The sequence below is a fragment of the Streptomyces sp. AP-93 genome, assembly GCF_022808175.1.
Taxonomy (GTDB): domain Bacteria; phylum Actinomycetota; class Actinomycetes; order Streptomycetales; family Streptomycetaceae; genus Streptomyces.
In genome coordinates, this window is sequence record NZ_JALGBX010000012.1 from 1 (window position 1) to 15,956 (window position 15,956).

Consider the following 15,956-nt stretch of genomic DNA (forward strand, 5'->3'; position numbering starts at 1 on the left):
GCTCGGGCGGGCCCGCTTCGCGGGCCAGGGCCTCCCCTTCGGGGAGGTAGCCCTCCGCTTCGCTCCGGGCTGGGGGCAACAGCCCCCAGGGACCTTCCCAAGCGCTGCGCGCTTGGGAAGGGGAACGTCCTCGCTGCGCTCGGGTGGCCCGCTTCGCGGGCTAGAGCCTCCCCTTTCGGGAGGTAGCACTCCGCTTCGCTCCGTGCCTGGGGCTGTTGGCCCTCAGAGGGTCTCCCCAGCGCTGGGCGTTGGGGAAACGAGCGCCTTTGCTGCGTTCGGGCGGACCGCTTCGTGGGCTAGGGCCTCCCCTCGGAGGAGGCGGCCCCTCGCTTCGCTCCGGGCCTGGGGCCAACGGCCCGCAGTGAGCTTCCCAGCCCTGCGCGCTGGGGATGAAACACCTTCGCTACGCTCAGGCGGAGGGCAGCTTTGCAGCCCAAGGCCTTTTCTTTCGGGAGAAGTGTGCCTGCGTTTGGTTTCGGGGTTAGGGCGTCAATGCCATCACTGGGCTGACAGAAGGGCTGTGCGCAAGCAAGCCGATTCGAGCGCCAGGGTGTCCTTTTGGGGAGGTAGGCCTCGTTCGAGGCTAGGGGTCAACTGATCGCTGAAGTACGGAAGCGGTGCTCGCTGGGCCTTGGAACGACTACTGCTGTGCTTGGCCCCAGGCCGCTTCTGAAGCCCTTGGGCCGGCTCTTTGAGTAGGTGCCTTTCTCCTTGGCTTGAGGGTTGGCCTGTCCTTCGCTCCAGGGCTGGAGACCGGTGCTTCTTAGAAGTGTGGAAGGCCTCCTGGTTTTGAGCTGAAGCAGTTTCGCTGAGCCTGCTCTGGGCTGATTGGAATCAGCCACAGGCGTTCGTTGTGGGTTTGGGGATGTTCCTTGAGACGAGGTGTGGTCTTCGCAGTAGTGAAGGGAGATTCTTGGAACGTTGGGTGATGTGGGTTGGTCTGGGGGCTCTTGAGCTGGGGTTTCGGGTGTGGGTCTTAACGGCGTTAACGGGGGTGGGGGTTGAGGATGTTAACGGCGTTAAGGGTTGGGCGAGGGGGCTGATTCAAAATTTGGCGTGGATAGAGATGGGAATCAGTCAGATTCTGCGGGGCTGTGGCTGGGGGTAGGGGGTTGTGATGGGGGGTTAGAGAGGTTCGGAGGAGCTTGTTTTTTGGGGCGTCAGGCGGGTCTTACGTGCCGGTTGGGACGGCGTTCAAGGCCTGGGCGGGAGCGACCACCGGCCTATAGAAGGTACGGAGATGCGTTGTCGCAGGTCAGATGGGGTGCGGTGGAAAAGATATGTCCCCTCAGGAGGGACATATCTCGGGGGTTGTGTCGCTGCTAGGGGGACACAACGGCTGCAAAATGTCATTGGTGCTGACGTAATATGCGCTAAAACGTCAGGGGGGCTGACGTATGGGGGGAGATGTGCCGGCTAACTGGTGGCGGGGCGGGTGGGGTTGGCGGGGGAGCGTCGGGAGGGGGCTCGGGGAGTGGTGTGGCTGAGATATGTCACCTGTGAGGGGACACAAGACACGCCGAACGTCAACGAGCGTGACACTTGTGTCACCCTTGTTGACATACTGATCTCCGCAGATCAACGGAGTGGAGAGCAGCCTCGTGTCATCAGAGCCACAGCGCCGCCGGGGCAATCCGGTAGGGGCCCCGCGTCCCGATCTGCCGGTGGACGACGCGATCTCCGCGTGGAGTCAGCCCCTGGCTCCGGTCAAGGATCTGGACAGCCTCGCGAAGCGGTACCCGACGCGGAAGCTGACCCTGGACGGCGAGCGCAAGCCGCTGGAGTTCTACGGGACCGAGAATCAGCCGAATGCGTTCTCGATGGACAGCCTCGAGTTCTTCCTCGTCATCGCCCAGTACTTCAGGGAAGCGCTGCCTCTGCGGCTGATCCTGCTGCTCATTGCCTGTCAGCGGGCGGGGGGGCGGATTCCACTTACCCAGGAGGAGATGGCTACCATCCTGGATGTCAGCCGGACGAAGACGTCGGAAGCTCTGCACACGGTGATGTCTCATGGGATCGTCTTCAAGGTGCGGCGGGGTGTGTATCAGTTCAACCCGCCCTACAGTTACCGGGTGGCGGAGTTCATCCCGGGTACCGAGATGACGGGTGAGTTCGTGAAGGTGGAGCAGCACGGCACCATCTCGCAGATTCGTAGCGATACGAGCCTGCCGGACTTGGTGCGCTTCCCCTCGCTGGACCACATGAGGCAGGCCATCGCGGAACTGCGGGCCGAACGGGCAAGAGAGCGCGCTGCGCGTCGGGTGAGCCGGACGAAGCGCACGGGAGAAGGGACGGCTCAGTGAGCACCTTGCGATTCGCTGCGGTCAACGCCGACGGGCTGCTCTCCGACCTCGACCTGCCGCCGGCGGCGTACCGGGTACTGCTGAAGCTGCGTTCGCTCAGTGAGCCGGGCGGGCGGATCCTCATCGACCAGGCGACGGTCGGCGGGATGCTGGACCTGAGCCGGCCGAGCGTGAACGCCGCGCTGCGGAGCCTGGAGCTGGCGAAGCTGGTCAGGAAGATCCGGAACGGGGTCTACCAGATCAACCCGATGCTCGCCGGGTACACCTCGTTCGAGGACGCGGTCGCGGCCGTGAACGAGATGGACTCGGAGGAGCGGCTGGACGCGCGGGGCTATGTGGCCAGCTACCACCGGGCGGTGGCGGCGTATCAGGACCAGCTCGCCGAGCAGCGCAAGAAGCGGGCGGCTCAGGCCGACGCGAAGAAGGCGGCTGAATCGAAGCGGCGTAGGGCGCTGCACGCGGTTGGCTGAGTGGATGGTGTTTGTAGGGCTTCTGAGGGGTGCTCAGGGGCTTGCGGGGGCCCCGGAGCAGTCCGGGGCCCTTTGTGGTTTCTGAGGGGCTCAGGGGGGCGTCTGGGGGTTCGCGGGGCAGGGCGGTCGTGAGTCGGCCCTCAGCGGCCCGGCGGCTTAGAAGTTGAGCTCTACGTAGTCGATGTCGGTGAACTCGACGAGGAGGCCCTGGGCGCGGGCGCCGTGGTCCTTGAAGTAGATCTCCTGGAGCCCTTCGGCGGTGATGCCGCGGAGCTGGGCTTCGGTGGCTCCGGCCTCATGGGCGGTGAAGAGGCGGGAGGCGTACTCCGGCGGGAGGTGCTGGGTGATGCGGCGCATCCGTCCGTCGTCGGTCGTACCGGGGGCGGCGCTGAAGCCGAAGCGGGCGCGGGTCTCGATCACGAGGCCGGTCTGCTTCGCGGCCTTGGCGCGGGCCCGCTTGCGGACGAGGGGCTGCCAGCGGCGGCGTACCTCGCGCTCCAGGCGGGCGGAGAGAGCAGGTTTGGGCTGCTTGATCTGGTCCTTCACGTAGCGCTCCACCGTGCGCCGGGAGATGGCGAGGAGGTCCGCTACGGCCTTGGTCGATTTGAGCTGTTTGACGAGGTACCGGATCTGGGCGCCCGCCGACTTGGGGATGGGGCGGGTGAAGTTCTGCTCGTCGGCGCGGTCGAGGCTGTCGCTGATCTCGGACATGGGTGGCTCTTACTCTCCGTCGGCCGCGGCGTCGTGGCCCTTGATGTGGCGGGCGGGGTTGTGGCGTTCGTCGAGGAGTTGAACGGCCCAGAGGAGGGGTTGCGTGCCCTCGTGCTTGACCATGCCGGGGCTGACGCCCAGGCGGAAGCCGCCGGGCAGGGGCTTGCCCTCGGGGGTGCGGGGGAGGAAGTCGAGGGGGCTGGGGCCGTCCGAGAGGTAGACGGCGCAGTCGGAGAGGACGGCGATGGGGTAGAGGCCGGCCGCTGTCGCGAGCTTCTGCATCTTGCGGTGCATGTTGACGCGGGCGGTGGAGATGACGGCGGCGCGGATGTCGGGGCGCCAGGTGGGGCGTTCGAGGGCGGGCCAGCTTTCGCCGGGGCGGTAGCCGGCGCCCTGCGGGCGTTCGCGGAGCTTGCCGATGCCGCCCTTGACGGTGGACTTGATTGCGGAGAGGACCGCTGTCTGGGGGAGGGGGTGGTCGGGGTCGCCCTTGCACTCCGCCATTGCTTGGAGGAAGGCGGCGTCCGTGAGGGACGTGTGGACGCCGAGTTCGGCCATCGTCGCCATGTACGCGTCGCGCAGGCGGGTGTACCAGGCGTCGAGGTACGGGCCATGGTCCGGGCGGAGCCAGGCTTCGGTGGGCTGGACGGTGAGGCCGAGCTCCTGGGCGTAGGCGAGGGTCGGCGTGGCGTACCAGGCGGGGCCGGTGGGCGGGCGGCCGTGCGGGGTGAAGGGGCTGGGGAGGCGGGGGTCCAGGGCGGCGGCTTCGGCGGAGAGGTCGGCGAGCCAGCAGCCGGGGAACTTCGGGTCGAAGCGGGGGCCGTCGGTGTGGACCGCGGGGCCGGTGCCGACGAGGAGGCGGTTGGCGGCGGCGGCGAAGGCCATGTTCACGTCGATGCCGACGGCGTGGGTGCGGGTGCACTCGGCGTCGGTGAGGAGCTGCGGGTCGCGGATCCAGTCGTACGCCTCTTCGTCGAGGACCTGGTCCGGCGTGCGCTGGTGGGAGCGGGGGTAGAGGGCCGCGACGACCGGGTGCTCGTCGGGGGCCTCCGGGGGAGCGGGATCGACGGGGCGGGTGAGGGAGCCGGGGACCGGGGCGGAGACCCAGGTGTTCGTGGACGCGTCGCGGGCGGCGCGGGTGGGCGGCCGCAGCGCCGTCATCAGCTCCAGGCCCGAGACGGCGGTGGAGCCGCGGGGGGTGAGGACGCGGGTCGCGTACGAGGTGAGCAGCTCGGCGAGTTCTGGTGCGGGGAGGTCCGCGGTGTGCTCGCCCCAGGCGCGGGGGTCGAGGGCGCCCCAGGGGAGGATCGCGAGCTGGACGCACTGGCGGCCGGTGGTGGGGGTGGCGGGGCGGTAGATGCGGGGCCAGGGGCCGAAGCCGCGGCGGGTCAGCTGCCATTTCGATTTGGTGAGCTGCTTGATGACCGGGTGGTCGTCGGGGAGGCGGAGGCCGCGGCGGTCTTCGAGAACCAGGGGGAGTCCGAGTGCCTCGGTGGCGGCGGGGGTGAGGACGAGGAGGGGGTCGCCGTCCTTGCCGTTGTGGTGGAGGCGGGGGGAACGGAGGTCGGCGGCGGGGGTGAGGGCCCATTCGATGAGGGCCGGGAGGGTGGTGGGGGGTGTGAGGACTGCGCCTCGGGCGGCGTGGGCCTTTCCTGTGCCGTCCAGTACGGCCAGGGGGCCGTTGCCCTCTGGGGGGAGGGGGGAGGCGGTCTTGGTGGGGGCACCCGTGCGGGGGGTTCGGGGGTGTGGGTGGGTGGGGCCCTGCGGGGCTGTTCCCCTCCCCGCCCCTTCCCGAAACTGGGGCTCCGCCCCAGGCCCCGGGTGCGGGGTTGCGGTCTGCGGGCCGGCGTCCCCTGCGTGGGGGGTGGGGTTAACGGCGTTAACGCCGTTAACGGGTGCGGCTTCGCCACGGGGGGTGGGTTCGGTGCCCTGCGGGGCGTTAACGGCGTTAATGCCGTGGCGGTCTGCCAGGCCGTTGAGGAGGCGGGCGTAGGCGGCGCGTTTGGGGGGACGGGGGGCCGTGCGGCCGGTTTCCCAGGAGGTGACCGTTTCGCGGCGGACGGCCAGGGCCTGGGCGATCTGGTCCTGGCTCAGGCCCGCGGCCTCACGGAGGCGCTTGCGCTCGTCCGGGTGCGGGAGGGCGTCCTGTGCCGCGGCCTCTTCCAAAAGGGCATCGACCGCGGCGAAGAGCGTGGTCTGTTCGTTTTCGTGCGCGTTGGGCATGGGCACCTCCAGGCGCAGCTTATGCGAACCGCACCATGGAACGCACGTGAAACACACGTGGGGGCGTGGTGGTCCGACCGGGCCAACGCCCCCTTCGTGTCGGGTGGGGTCGGGGTTGGTTTGGGTTAGATGCGGGTCAGGAGGAGTTCCGTTACTGCCTTCAAGTCGTCCGGGGTGAGGTGGGCGGTGAGGGCGTCCGCGATGGTGTCCGGGGAGTCCGCCGTGATGGTGATGCGGCGGGGGGAGGACGAGGGCGAGGGGGAAGGGGAAGGGGAAGGGGAAGGGGAAGGGGAAGGGGAAGGGGACGGCTCGGGGGCCGGGGTGGGGCGGGTGCGTTGGCGCGGGGGGTTAACGGCGTTAACGGCTTCCTCTGCCGCGGAGGCCTGGTCCTCCTGGGGGAGGCGGCCGATGCGGCGGGCCGGTTCCACCTTGAGTTCGCCGGTCTCCACCTTGTCCTGGAGTTCCGGGGTGAGGTTCAGGAGGGTCAGGCGCTGGGAGACCCAGGCCGGGGTCTTGTCGAGGCGCTTGGCGACCTGGGCCTGTGAGCCGTGGACCTCGACGAGCTGCTGCAGGGCGCGGGCCTGGTCCATGGGCGCGACGTCGACGCGGTGGACGTTGGCGATGAGCGCCGACTCCAGGATGTCCGCCGCCGAGGAGGCGAGGGAGTCGTTGACGTGGATCTGCATGGTGCGAAGGCCGGCGCGCTGGGCCGCCGCCAGGCGGCGGTTGCCGTCGATGACCACGTACGGGGCGCGGCCCAGGCCGTCCGTGTTGCCGGGGTGCGCCTCCATGAAGGCCATGCGGGTGGCGACCGCCAGGGGCTGTAGCTGACCCCGGGTCGTCAGGGACGCGGCCAGCTCGTGGATTTCGGTGAGGTCCTCGCGGAGGTTGAAGGGGTTGTGGGCGAGGGCCTCGATCGGCACCTCCGAGGGAGGGACCACACCGGAGGTGGGGGCGCCGGTGGCTTCGGCGATGGCCGCGCGGCGGGAACTGACGCCTACGGGCTGGGCGCGGGCGAAGGAGCTCGAGACTCCGAGTTTGTCGGCCTTGCTCATGAGATCTCCCTTGCGAGGGCACGCAGGGCGACCGCCTGCTCGCCCTTGGGTGCGTAGACGAACAGCGGCTGCTTCACGCGGACTGCTTCGCGCTGTTCCTTGAGGTCGGGGACGATGGCCACCACGCGCGGATCCTTTATGTCCATCCAGGCCTGGAGGGAGGAGGTCGCGATGTAGCCGCGCCGGCCGTCGTAGAGGTTGACGACGAGACCGAGGTAGTCGATGTCGAGGCTGAGGTCGTCGCGGAGGTCGTTGATCTGGGAGGTGAGGAGGTCGTAGGCGTCCGCCGAGGAGTCCTCCGCCTGGACCACGATCAGCGCGCCGGAGGCTCCCGGCTGTTCGGCGTCGCGGCGGCGGCCGTAGTAGATGGCGGCGTCCATGCTGAGGCCGAGGCTCGGCGGGCAGTCGATGAGGATGACGTCGTAGTCGGCCTCGACGGGGGCGAGGGCCCGTTCGAGCGCGGCCTCGCGGGCCCGGACCGTGGAGAGGCGGACGTCGAGGAGGAACGCGTCCGTACAGGCCGGGAGGATGTGGAGGCGGTCGCCGAAGCGCTCGTCCGGGATGGGGACGATCAGGTCGGCGAGGGGGCCCTTGGCCTCACCCGCCATGTGGCAGGTGAGGCTGTCGCCGCCGATGGGCAGCGGCTGCCGGCCGAGCTGCTTGGTGAGGTGGCCCTGGGGGTCGAAGTCGACGAGCAGGACGCGCATGCCGAGGCCGGGCAGGTCTTCCAGGTCGACCGGCGGGGCGGATGCGGCGGATGCGATGGCCTCCGTCTCGTCGCTGTCCTCGACGGCCGACAGACGGACCAGTTGGCGGGCCACGCGGACCGGGTGGAGGCTGTCGGGGTCCTCGGCGAGGGCCTCGGCGGTGCCGGCGGTGATGGCGGTCTTGCCGACACCGCCCTTCTGGTTGCACACCACGATGCGGCGGACGACCGAGGGCCGCTTCACGGTGGGGGCCGGGTTCATCTCCAGCCAGAGGGAGACGGCTTGGGCGAGTCCCTGGATGAGGGAGACGCCGCGGTGCTTGGAGTCGGTGCGGAAGGACTCCCACTGGCCGGCGGGCAGCCAGGTGGAGAAGGATTCGGCACCGGAGGTGTCGACGGGGGAGGGGGAGGAGGCGAGCGCGCTCCAGTGGGCGATGCCCTGGTGGACGGCGTCCTGGATGTCCACCCGCAGCTGGGCGGTGCGGATCTTGAGCTCCTGGCGCAGCCACGGAGGGAGTTTGGAGACGACCTTCTCACGGTCGCTCGGTGACGAGGGTGAAGTCATGCGAGGGACTTTACTAACGTTCAAGGGAGGTTGTGGGCGCCACGCTTGAGTTTTGCTAACGAAGTGGTGTGGATCGGCCCCGGAATCGCCTTCGAGGCGGGGGCGGGGTGTTGGGACAGGGCGGCCCCGCACGCGCCGTGGCGAGCACCCCCGTGGTTCACCACGGCGTGTGCGAGGCCGCCCTGGACGCGTCGTCAGGTGGTTGTGGCCGGGGAGGAGTCCGTGGCCGGAGTAGAGCCTGAGGCCGGAACGGAGGCCGTGGCCGACAGGCCCAGTTCGGAGCGGCACTCGGGCGAGCCGGCCGGGTCGAAGCGGGAGATGCGCTCCGCGGGCACGATCCCCGGGAGCAGGAAGTTCCACAGGTCGACGACCCGGGCGTGCAGGTCCGTGCGGCCGGTACGTACGTGCGAGGTCACCTGGATGCCGGAGAAGGCGGCGACGAGCATGGTCGACAGGCTGTGGGTGTCGACCGAGGGCAGGACGTCGCCGCGCTCCTGGGCCGGTGCCAGGCAGCTATGGCAGGTGTCGATCCAGGTGTTGTACGGGCTCGGGTCCGGGTCGGTGAAGGAGCCGAACTCGATGACCAGGCGGATACCGGCGCGGACCCGGACGTTGGAACGGAGGCCGAACGCCATCCGGTGGGTCAGGTCGATGGCGGTCTGGAGACCCGGCTCCACGATGGCGGGCAGACCCTCGGAGATCTGGAACTGCTCGTCCATCAAGGTCCGGGCGATGGCTTCCTTGGACGAGAAGTGGAAGTACAGGGCTCCCTTGGTGACGCCGGCGTGTCCGACGACGTCGGTCAGGCTGGTGCCGTGAAAACCGGTCCGGTCGAAGGCGATGGCCGCGCCGTCGAGGATCGCCTGCCGGGTGATCTCGGCTCGTTCCTGTCTGGCCCTGGCCATGCGGGTTCTCCTCGGGGTCGCGGTAGTTGGGCGGAACCGGGGAGTGGTCACCGTGATTCGGCCAGGTCCAATCTAGGCAGATGGTCCTGAAGAAAACCAGTCGACCAGTACTTTTTATGGAAGTGGATCATTAACGGCGTTAACGCGGGGAGCGGGGAAGGCAGGTGGGGAGGTGGGTGGGTGAGGGGTGGGTGAGGGGTGGCGTTAACGCCGGGCCGGCATTAACGCCGTTAACGTGTACGGTAGACGCAGTTTTGTGGTGGGTGGAGTGCGAGGGGATCCGATGACGGACGCGGACGAGCAGTGGGGCGCGGCCGTGCGGCTGCTCTGGGGGCCGCCGGTGAAGCCCGCGCGCGGGCCCAAACGGGGGCTCACGCTGGAGGGAATCGCCGGCGCGGGGGTCGCCCTCGCGGACGCCGAGGGGCTGGCCGGGGTATCGATGCAGGGAGTTGCCGGGCGGCTGGCCGTCACGAAGATGGCGTTGTACCGGTACGTGCCGGGCAAGGCGGAACTGGTCTCGCTGATGGTGGAGGCCGCGATGCCGGACTCCTCGGTACTGGACGGCCGTCCGGTGGGGGAGGGCTGGCGTGAGCGGCTCGCGGCGTGGGCGCGGGAGCTGCTGGCCGGATTCCGGGCGCATCCGTGGCTGTTGGAGGCGACGGTCGGGGCGCGGGTGATGGGGCCGGTCGAGGTCGGGTGGATGGAGCGGGCACTCGCCGCGCTCGACGGGTGCGGGCTGACGGGGGCCGAGGCGATCGACGCGGTGGTGCTGGTGTCGGGGCACGTACGCGGGATCGCGGAGCAGGAGCGTGCGGTGGCGGGCGGGGCCGCGGGGGAGGGGCCGGACGCGCAGCTGACGTCGGTGCTCGGGGAGGTGATGCGGGTGCACGGGGAGAAGTACCCGGCGCTCGGGGCCGCGTTGGCCTCTGTGGCGGAGGCAGGCGGGCAGGACCAGGCGCTGGACTTCGGGTTGGAGCGGATCCTCGACGGGCTCGGGCTGCTGGTGGCGGAGCGGGTGGGCGGGCGGGGTTAGTCAGGCATTAACGGCGTTAACGCCTCGGTGGTGGGGTGAGAGCGTCGACGGTGCGGCGCGCGAGGCATTAACGGCGTTAACGCCGGCGGGGCCTAGGCATCGGTGGCGTGGGCCGTGGGGCGGGCGCGGGGCATTAACGGCGTTAACGCCGGAGGTACGTGCGTCTCGGTGGTGGGGGCGGGGGCATTAACGCCGTTAACGCTTAGGGGCGTGGGGCGTGGGGCGTGGGGCGTGGGGCGTGGTGGTGGGGCGGGGCATTAACGGCGTTAACGCCGGAGGGGGGTCGGGCTTGGTGGAGGGGTGGGCGTTAACGGCGTTAACGGGGTGGGGGTGGGTGTGGTCGGCAGTGGGTGGAAGGGGTGAGGGCATGAGTGGTGTGGGGCAGTGGGCGGCGCCGTTCCGGCTGGACGTGGCGCAGTCGGAGTTGGACGATCTGGGGCGGCGGCTGGAGCTGGCGAGGTGGCCCGATGAGTTGCCGGGGGCGGGCCGGGCGTACGGGATGCCGCTCGGGGAGCTCCGTGAGCTCGCGGGGTACTGGCGGACCGGCTACGACTGGCGGGCCGCCGAGGCGCGGTTGAACGAATGGCCGCAGTACACCACCGTCATCGACGGGGCACGGGTGCACTTCGCGCACCTGCGGTCGCCCGAGCCGGGCGCGACGCCGCTGCTCATGACCCACGGCTGGCCGGGTTCCTTCGTGGAGTTCCAGAAGGTCGCCGGTCCGCTGACGGATCCGCGGGCGCACGGTGGGGATCCAGGTGACGCCTTCCATCTGGTGCTGCCGCACATCCCCGGCTTCGCCCTGTCCGGGCCGACCACCGAGCGGGGGTGGGAGTTCAAGCGGGTCGCGCGGGCCTTCGGCGTGCTGATGGAGAGGCTCGGGTACGAGGAGTACGGGGTCCAGGGCGGCGACTGGGGCGCCGCTGTCTCGCGGGAGCTGGGGCGGATCCGGCCGGGGAACGTGCGCGGGGTGCACCTGAACCTGCTCCCGGGCGGCGGGGCCACCGCCGAGCCCCGGCCGGAGGAGCTGGCCGCGCTGAGCCCGGCCGAGCGAGAGCGCACGCTCGCCTCCTGGGAACGCTACCGGGTCTGGGCGCGGGAGCGGCAGGGCTACGCCGACATCCAGGCGACCCGGCCGCAGACGCTCGCGTACGGGCTGAACGACTCGCCGGTCGGGCTGCTCGCGTGGATCGGCGAGAAGTTCACGGAGTGGGCGGACCCGCGCAGCCCCGTGGACCGCGATCAGATGCTGACCAACGTGACGCTGTACTGGCTGACCGGGACCGCCGGCTCCGCCGCCCGCATCTACTACGAGCGTGCCCACGCCGAATACCAGGGCGCGGCGCCCGAGGTGTCGAGCACCCCGACCGCGCTCGCCGACTTCCCCCGGGACAACTTCGTGCCGCTGCGGCACATCGCTGCGCGGACCGACCGCATCGTGCGCTGGACCTCGTACGAGAAGGGCGGGCACTTCCCCGCGATGGAGGTTCCGGAGCTGCTGGTGGATGACGTCCGGGCCTTCTTCCGCTCCCTGTGACCCAGGTCGCTTTGGTGCCGTGTCACGTTCCGGGCCTCCCGTCTGTCCCATGGATGACAGAGCGAAGAGCGAGCGAAGAAGAAGGAGACGGCCATGAAGGTTCTGCTGGCGGGTGCGAGCGGGGTTCTGGGGCAGCAGGCGGTACGGGCTCTGCGCGCGGCCGGGCACGAGGTCGCCGGTCTCGGCCGGGGCGCCGGGATGGACGTACGGGCCGACCTGCTCGACCGTGAGGGCCTGCTGCGCGCCGTCGACGGGCTCGGCTTCGACGTGGTGGTGCACGCGGCCACGGCACTGTCGGGGAAGACCATGGCCCGGCACCAGGACATGGCGGGGACGAACGCCCTGCGCACGGAGGGGACCGTCAACCTGCTGGCCGCCGCGCGGGAGACCGGGGCGCGGCGGTTCGTCGTGGAGTCGATGATGTTCGGCTACGGGTACGGGGACCACGGCGGGGCCGTGCTCGGCGAGGACGACGGCTTCGGGCCGCAGGGGGCGAACGTCTGGCTGGAGCGGCACGTGGGCGCGATGCGGACGAAGGAGGAGCTGGCCTTCACCGCGGACGGGATCGAGGGAGTGAGCCTGCGCTTCGGCCTGTTCTACGGGGCCGGTATCACCGATGTCCACGTGCTGCCGATGCTGCGCAAGCGTGCCCTGCCCGTGGTGGCGGCCAAGGGGCGGGCGCTGAGCTGGGTCGACGTGGCCGATGCGGCGAGCGCCGTGGTGGGCGGCGTGGAGTCGGGGCGGCCGGGGCAGGCGTACAACATCGTCGACGACGAGCCGCTGGGGTGGGAGGCGCACATGCGGGCGGTGGCCGCGGCGTTCGGGGCGCCCGCGCCGATGACCGTACCGATGTGGGTGCTGAAGGCGGCTCCGCTCGCACACACCATCATGGGAACGGACCTGCGGCTGTCCAACGCCAAGGCCGGGCGTGAGCTGGGCTGGGCTCCGACGTACGCGAGCAGCGCGGCCGGGGCGGGTGCGCTTGCGGAAGCCGCGGGGGCGGCGGCAGCATGATCGTTTGTGAGCACTGCTGAGCACCTCCCGGGAGCTTCCTTCGATGCGCTCGGTCCCTTCACCGCCCATCGGCGGCTGCTGTTCGATGTCGCCTATCGGATGCTCGGCAGCGTCGTCGACGCCGAGGACGTCCTTCAGGACGCGTGGCTGAGCTGGGACCGCGCGGACCGGTCGGCGGTCCTCAACCCGCGGGCCTATCTGGTGCGCACGGTCACCAATCTGTCCTTGAACCGGCTCACTTCCGCCCGCGCCGCCCGTGAGACCTACATCGGGCCGTGGCTGCCCGAGCCGCTGCTGACCGAGACCCTGCCGACCGTGGCCGATGGTGCGGAGGCGGCGGAGATGGCCGAGACGGTGTCGACCGCGATGCCGGTGGTGCTGGAGAGTCTGAGCCCGCTGGAGCGCGCCGTGTTCGTGCTGCGGGAGGTGTTCGGGTACTCGTACGCGGAGGTGGCGGGGGTGCTGGACCGCGCGGAGGCGACCGTACGGCAGACCGGGCACCGGGCACGGGCCCATGTACAGGCCCGGCGGCCGCGGTTCGCCACCGAGCCGGGGCAGCGCGGTGAGGTGACCCGGCGGTTCCTGGCGGCGTGTGCGGGCGGGGACCTGAACGCGGTGATGGAGCTGCTCGCCCCCGAGGTGACGGCCTGGTCGGACGGCGGCGGCAAGGTGACGGCGGCCCGGCGGCCGCTGCACGGGGCCGACCACGTGGCGCGCTGGCTGCTGGGGATGCTGGCCAAGCCGTCGCTGCAGGCGGTGACCCTGGAGTCCGCGCGGGTCAACGGGGAGGAGTCGGTGGTGTTCGTGTACGGGGGAGCCGCGTGTGCGGCGGTGACCTACGACCTGGACGTGGTGGACGGGCGGGTCGTGAACCTGCGGTTGCAGGTGAACCCGGAGAAGGTGGCCGGGCTGGCGGGTCGGCCCGTGGACGCGGTGTCCGGGATGTGAAATGGCCGCGCCAGGGCCGCCGTAGGGTTGCGATCATCATCCGATGATCGACGAACAGCGGACCCCGCCCGTGCTGGTGGGCGACGAACGGGCCACCTTGACCAGCGTTCTCCAGTGGCAGCGGGACACCCTGATGATGAAGTGCGCCGGCCTGTCGGACGAGCAGCTGCGGCGCAGGGCGGTGGCTCCGTCGGGGCTGAGTCTGCTCGGGCTGGTACGGCATCTCGCGGAGGTGGAGCGCGGCTGGTTCCGCAACGTCGTGGGCGGCGAGGACGTGCGCGGGTACTTCCCGAAGAACGAGGCGGGGGAGTGGACCGAGTTCCACGTGGACGACGCCGATGTCGCCGGGTCGTTCAAGATGTGGGAGGACACCTGCGCGCGCTCGCGGGAGATCGTGGACGCGGCCGAGTCCCTGGACGTGACCGGCTCCTACGGGGACCAGAAGTACTCCCTGCACTACGTACTGGCCCACATGATCGAGGAGTACGCCCGGCACAACGGGCACGCGGACCTGCTGCGCGAGGCGATCGACGGGACCACGGGGGAGTAGCGGCGGCCCTAGGCGGCGGACGCCGTGGTGCGGTCCACCTCGTCCAGGGCCGCAGCCCAGGGGAAGTGTGCCGGGGCGTCCGGGCCGGCCGGGCCGGGGACGAATCCGCCCTCGCCGAAGAGGACCGAGACGCCGGCGGCGCGCAGGACGGCCAGGGACTGGTCGAACTGCGGGTGGGCGGCGAGGGCGGCGTTGGCGCAGGGCATGGCGACGACGGGGGTGCCCTTGCCGATGGCCTCGGCGACGACCCCGACGACGAACCGGTCGGTCAGACCGAGGGCCCAGGCGTTGACGGAGTTGAACGTGGCCGGGGCGAAGAGCAGGGCGTCGGCCGTCGGCCACACGTCGGGCTCCCCGGGCAGTTTGTACTGCCAGCGGACGGGGTGGCCGGTGAGCGCGGCGAGACCGTCGAGGCTGCCGGACAGCCAGTGGGCGGCGGTGGGGGTGAGGCCGAGGCAGACGTCCCAGCCCCGGGACTGGGCGTCCTCGATGACACGGGCCACGTCGAAGACGGGCGGGGCGGCGGAGCAGAGCAGGTAGAGGGTCTTCGTCGTGGTCATACCGCAATGTGATCATATTGCTTGGCCTGTGATTGACCGAGGTCGCGGTACGCACCGTAGGCGCGGTTGGGGCGCGGGTGGCGTACTCGAGGTACCGGGACGTGACGGACCCCCGGACCGGGGTCGGTCCGGGGGTCCTGGGGGCCGGGGTGAGCGTGTGGGTCAGCCGTTGGAGACGGTCTGCCGGGCGTTGCCCGCGGTGAACGCGTCGAAGGCGCCCGAGAAGTCGGTCAGGTCGTCGCCGGCCTGGCCGGGCACCAGGCCCGTGATGTCCTGGGTGTCCCGGGGGGCGTCTGCGACGGTGCTGGTGACGGCGTCGGCGAGTGGAGGCTCGGCGGCCATGGCGGGGGCGGCGACGGCGAGGGCCGCGGTACCTGCGATGAGGGCCGTGGTGACGATGCGCTTGATCATGTCCTGGTGAACGACGTCGCCGAACGTGGGTCACTACGGCCACCCGGTTGCCGGAACTCCGGCCGGAACTCCGTGAGGAACGCTGACAGCAGGGCGTGCAGGACGGCGGGGCGGTCCAGGTGGACGTCGTGGCCGGAGCCAGGGACGGAGACCGCCGTTGTCAGGGTGGACGGGTCGGCTGGGTCGGCCGGGTCGGCAGACTCGAGCATCCGGATGGACTCCTCGGGCGGGACGATGCCCTTCTCCCCGATGACCAGCAGGGTCGGACACCGGACCGCACGCCACTGCGGCCACCAGTCGCGGGTGCTGTTCTCGGTGATGGCCGCGACCATCACCGAGCGCTCGAAGCGCGGGTACCAGCCCTCCGCGCGCTGCTCCAGGCCCGCTGCCCAGGCATCGCCGTTCAGCCCCTGACCGGTGAGGAAGGTGCGCGCCTCGGCGAGGGTGGGGAACGGGAGCGGCCAGGAGCCCAGCCAGCCGCCGATCTCGTCCGGAGTGCCCGGGTCGGCGCGGGCGGCGCCCGCCTCGACCAGCACGAGGCCCCGTACGAGGTCCGGGTGGGCGGCGGCGGTGAGCATCGCGGTGTGGCCGCCGAGCGACTGGCCCACCAGCACCGGGCGGTGCACGCCGAGCTGTTCGCAGACGGCCCGCACGTCCGCCACGTACGCGGCGCGGGAGACGTCGGCGGGACGGCGCTCGCTGGCTCCGTGACCCCGCTGGTCCACCGCCACCACGCGGTGGTGCGGGGCCAGGTGTGCGGCGGCAGCGTCCCATTCGCCCGCGTGGCCCGCGAGGCCGTGGAGGAGGACGACGGGGGGCGCGGATGAGGGGTGGTGGGAGTTCCAGTCGCGGCAGGTCAAGCGGACACCGGCTCGGGTGACGGTGCGCTCGGTCCACATCATGCGGAGATCATCCGACATTTTCGCGGCGGGGCCGATGAGTTTTCGCGGAGGTCCGGGTCTACC

Annotated in this window: 15 protein-coding genes; 7 read left to right on the plus strand and 8 right to left on the minus strand. The window is 70.6% G+C overall.

Annotated features, from left to right (window positions below; translation table 11 throughout):
- Positions 1 to 1,664: 1,664 nt before the first annotated feature.
- Both MTF69_RS20485 and MTF69_RS20490 read left to right on the plus strand, forming a co-directional pair.
- On the plus strand, positions 1,665 to 2,303 hold the full coding sequence (locus tag MTF69_RS20485; protein WP_239516702.1) for a hypothetical protein: 639 nt from the start codon (positions 1,665 to 1,667) through the stop codon (positions 2,301 to 2,303).
- A complete protein-coding gene (locus MTF69_RS20490) occupies positions 2,300 to 2,773 on the plus strand; it encodes a MarR family transcriptional regulator (protein ID WP_243336386.1) in 474 nt (157 codons plus the stop codon). The genes MTF69_RS20485 and MTF69_RS20490 overlap by 4 nt, the downstream gene beginning before the upstream one ends.
- Positions 2,774 to 2,929: 156 nt before the next feature.
- Here MTF69_RS20490 and MTF69_RS20495 read toward each other — a convergent pair whose 3' ends face one another.
- The 5 genes from MTF69_RS20495 to MTF69_RS20515 form a co-directional block, all read right to left on the minus strand.
- A complete protein-coding gene (locus MTF69_RS20495; RefSeq protein ID WP_243336387.1) occupies positions 2,930 to 3,484 on the minus strand; it encodes an XRE family transcriptional regulator in 555 nt (184 codons plus the stop codon).
- 9 nt (positions 3,485 to 3,493) lie between these two features.
- Positions 3,494 to 5,707 (minus strand): helix-turn-helix transcriptional regulator, encoded by a 2,214-nt coding sequence (locus MTF69_RS20500; protein ID WP_243336388.1) that lies wholly within the window; start codon positions 5,705 to 5,707, stop codon positions 3,494 to 3,496.
- Between the two features lie 125 nt (positions 5,708 to 5,832).
- Positions 5,833 to 6,762 carry a ParB/RepB/Spo0J family partition protein gene (locus MTF69_RS20505; RefSeq protein WP_243336389.1) on the minus strand — a complete coding sequence of 310 codons (930 nt, stop codon included), beginning with the start codon at positions 6,760 to 6,762 and terminating at the stop codon, positions 5,833 to 5,835.
- Positions 6,759 to 8,033: a ParA family protein gene (locus tag MTF69_RS20510; protein WP_243336390.1), complete on the minus strand. Its 1,275-nt coding sequence runs from the start codon at positions 8,031 to 8,033 to the stop codon at positions 6,759 to 6,761. Before MTF69_RS20510 ends, MTF69_RS20505 begins: the two co-directional genes overlap by 4 nt.
- Before the next feature lie 194 nt (positions 8,034 to 8,227).
- On the minus strand, positions 8,228 to 8,938 hold the full coding sequence (locus MTF69_RS20515) for a ScbR family autoregulator-binding transcription factor (RefSeq protein WP_243336391.1): 711 nt from the start codon (positions 8,936 to 8,938) through the stop codon (positions 8,228 to 8,230).
- A gap of 283 nt (positions 8,939 to 9,221) precedes the next feature.
- Between MTF69_RS20515 and MTF69_RS20520 the strand changes: the two genes are divergently transcribed.
- The 5 genes from MTF69_RS20520 to MTF69_RS20540 all read left to right on the plus strand — a co-directional run bounded on the left by MTF69_RS20520 (position 9,222) and on the right by MTF69_RS20540 (position 14,020).
- Complete coding sequence (locus tag MTF69_RS20520) at positions 9,222 to 9,971, plus strand: TetR/AcrR family transcriptional regulator (protein WP_243336392.1); 750 nt, start codon at positions 9,222 to 9,224, stop codon at positions 9,969 to 9,971.
- 367 nt (positions 9,972 to 10,338) lie between these two features.
- On the plus strand, positions 10,339 to 11,508 hold the full coding sequence (locus MTF69_RS20525) for an epoxide hydrolase family protein (protein WP_243336393.1): 1,170 nt from the start codon (positions 10,339 to 10,341) through the stop codon (positions 11,506 to 11,508).
- A gap of 93 nt (positions 11,509 to 11,601) precedes the next feature.
- The gene (locus MTF69_RS20530) at positions 11,602 to 12,522 is read left to right on the plus strand and encodes an NAD(P)-dependent oxidoreductase (protein ID WP_243336394.1); all 921 of its coding nucleotides are present in this window, start codon (positions 11,602 to 11,604) and stop codon (positions 12,520 to 12,522) included.
- Positions 12,523 to 12,528: 6 nt separating this feature from the next.
- Positions 12,529 to 13,470, plus strand: a complete 942-nt coding sequence (gene sigJ / locus MTF69_RS20535) for an RNA polymerase sigma factor SigJ (protein WP_308401434.1) — start codon at positions 12,529 to 12,531, stop codon at positions 13,468 to 13,470.
- Positions 13,471 to 13,513: 43 nt separating this feature from the next.
- Positions 13,514 to 14,020, plus strand: a complete 507-nt coding sequence (locus MTF69_RS20540; protein WP_243336395.1) for a DinB family protein — start codon at positions 13,514 to 13,516, stop codon at positions 14,018 to 14,020.
- A gap of 8 nt (positions 14,021 to 14,028) precedes the next feature.
- Here MTF69_RS20540 and MTF69_RS20545 read toward each other — a convergent pair whose 3' ends face one another.
- The 3 genes from MTF69_RS20545 to MTF69_RS20555 form a co-directional block, all read right to left on the minus strand.
- A complete protein-coding gene (locus MTF69_RS20545) occupies positions 14,029 to 14,580 on the minus strand; it encodes a flavoprotein (RefSeq protein WP_243336396.1) in 552 nt (183 codons plus the stop codon).
- 162 nt (positions 14,581 to 14,742) lie between these two features.
- Entirely contained in the window at positions 14,743 to 14,991 is a 249-nt protein-coding gene (locus tag MTF69_RS20550) for a hypothetical protein (RefSeq protein WP_243336397.1), read from the minus strand.
- Positions 14,988 to 15,893, minus strand: a complete 906-nt coding sequence (locus tag MTF69_RS20555) for an alpha/beta fold hydrolase (protein WP_243336398.1) — start codon at positions 15,891 to 15,893, stop codon at positions 14,988 to 14,990. Before MTF69_RS20555 ends, MTF69_RS20550 begins: the two co-directional genes overlap by 4 nt.
- Positions 15,894 to 15,956 lie beyond the last annotated feature (63 nt).

Bases quoted from the DNA above. Each gene is read 5' to 3' on its own strand.
- MTF69_RS20520 (WP_243336392.1), top strand. From the start codon at position 9,222: ATGACGGACGCGGACGAGCAGTGGGGCGCGGCCGTGCGGCTGCTCTGG.
- MTF69_RS20505 (WP_243336389.1), bottom strand. From the start codon at position 6,762: ATGAGCAAGGCCGACAAACTCGGAGTCTCGAGCTCCTTCGCCCGCGCC.
- MTF69_RS20495 (WP_243336387.1), bottom strand. From the start codon at position 3,484: ATGTCCGAGATCAGCGACAGCCTCGACCGCGCCGACGAGCAGAACTTC.
- MTF69_RS20540 (WP_243336395.1), top strand. From the start codon at position 13,514: ATGATCGACGAACAGCGGACCCCGCCCGTGCTGGTGGGCGACGAACGG.
- MTF69_RS20545 (WP_243336396.1), bottom strand. From the start codon at position 14,580: ATGACCACGACGAAGACCCTCTACCTGCTCTGCTCCGCCGCCCCGCCC.
- MTF69_RS20510 (WP_243336390.1), bottom strand. From the start codon at position 8,033: ATGACTTCACCCTCGTCACCGAGCGACCGTGAGAAGGTCGTCTCCAAA.
- MTF69_RS20555 (WP_243336398.1), bottom strand. From the start codon at position 15,893: ATGATGTGGACCGAGCGCACCGTCACCCGAGCCGGTGTCCGCTTGACC.
- MTF69_RS20515 (WP_243336391.1), bottom strand. From the start codon at position 8,938: ATGGCCAGGGCCAGACAGGAACGAGCCGAGATCACCCGGCAGGCGATC.
- MTF69_RS20550 (WP_243336397.1), bottom strand. From the start codon at position 14,991: ATGATCAAGCGCATCGTCACCACGGCCCTCATCGCAGGTACCGCGGCC.
- MTF69_RS20530 (WP_243336394.1), top strand. From the start codon at position 11,602: ATGAAGGTTCTGCTGGCGGGTGCGAGCGGGGTTCTGGGGCAGCAGGCG.
- MTF69_RS20500 (WP_243336388.1), bottom strand. From the start codon at position 5,707: ATGCCCAACGCGCACGAAAACGAACAGACCACGCTCTTCGCCGCGGTC.
- MTF69_RS20525 (WP_243336393.1), top strand. From the start codon at position 10,339: ATGAGTGGTGTGGGGCAGTGGGCGGCGCCGTTCCGGCTGGACGTGGCG.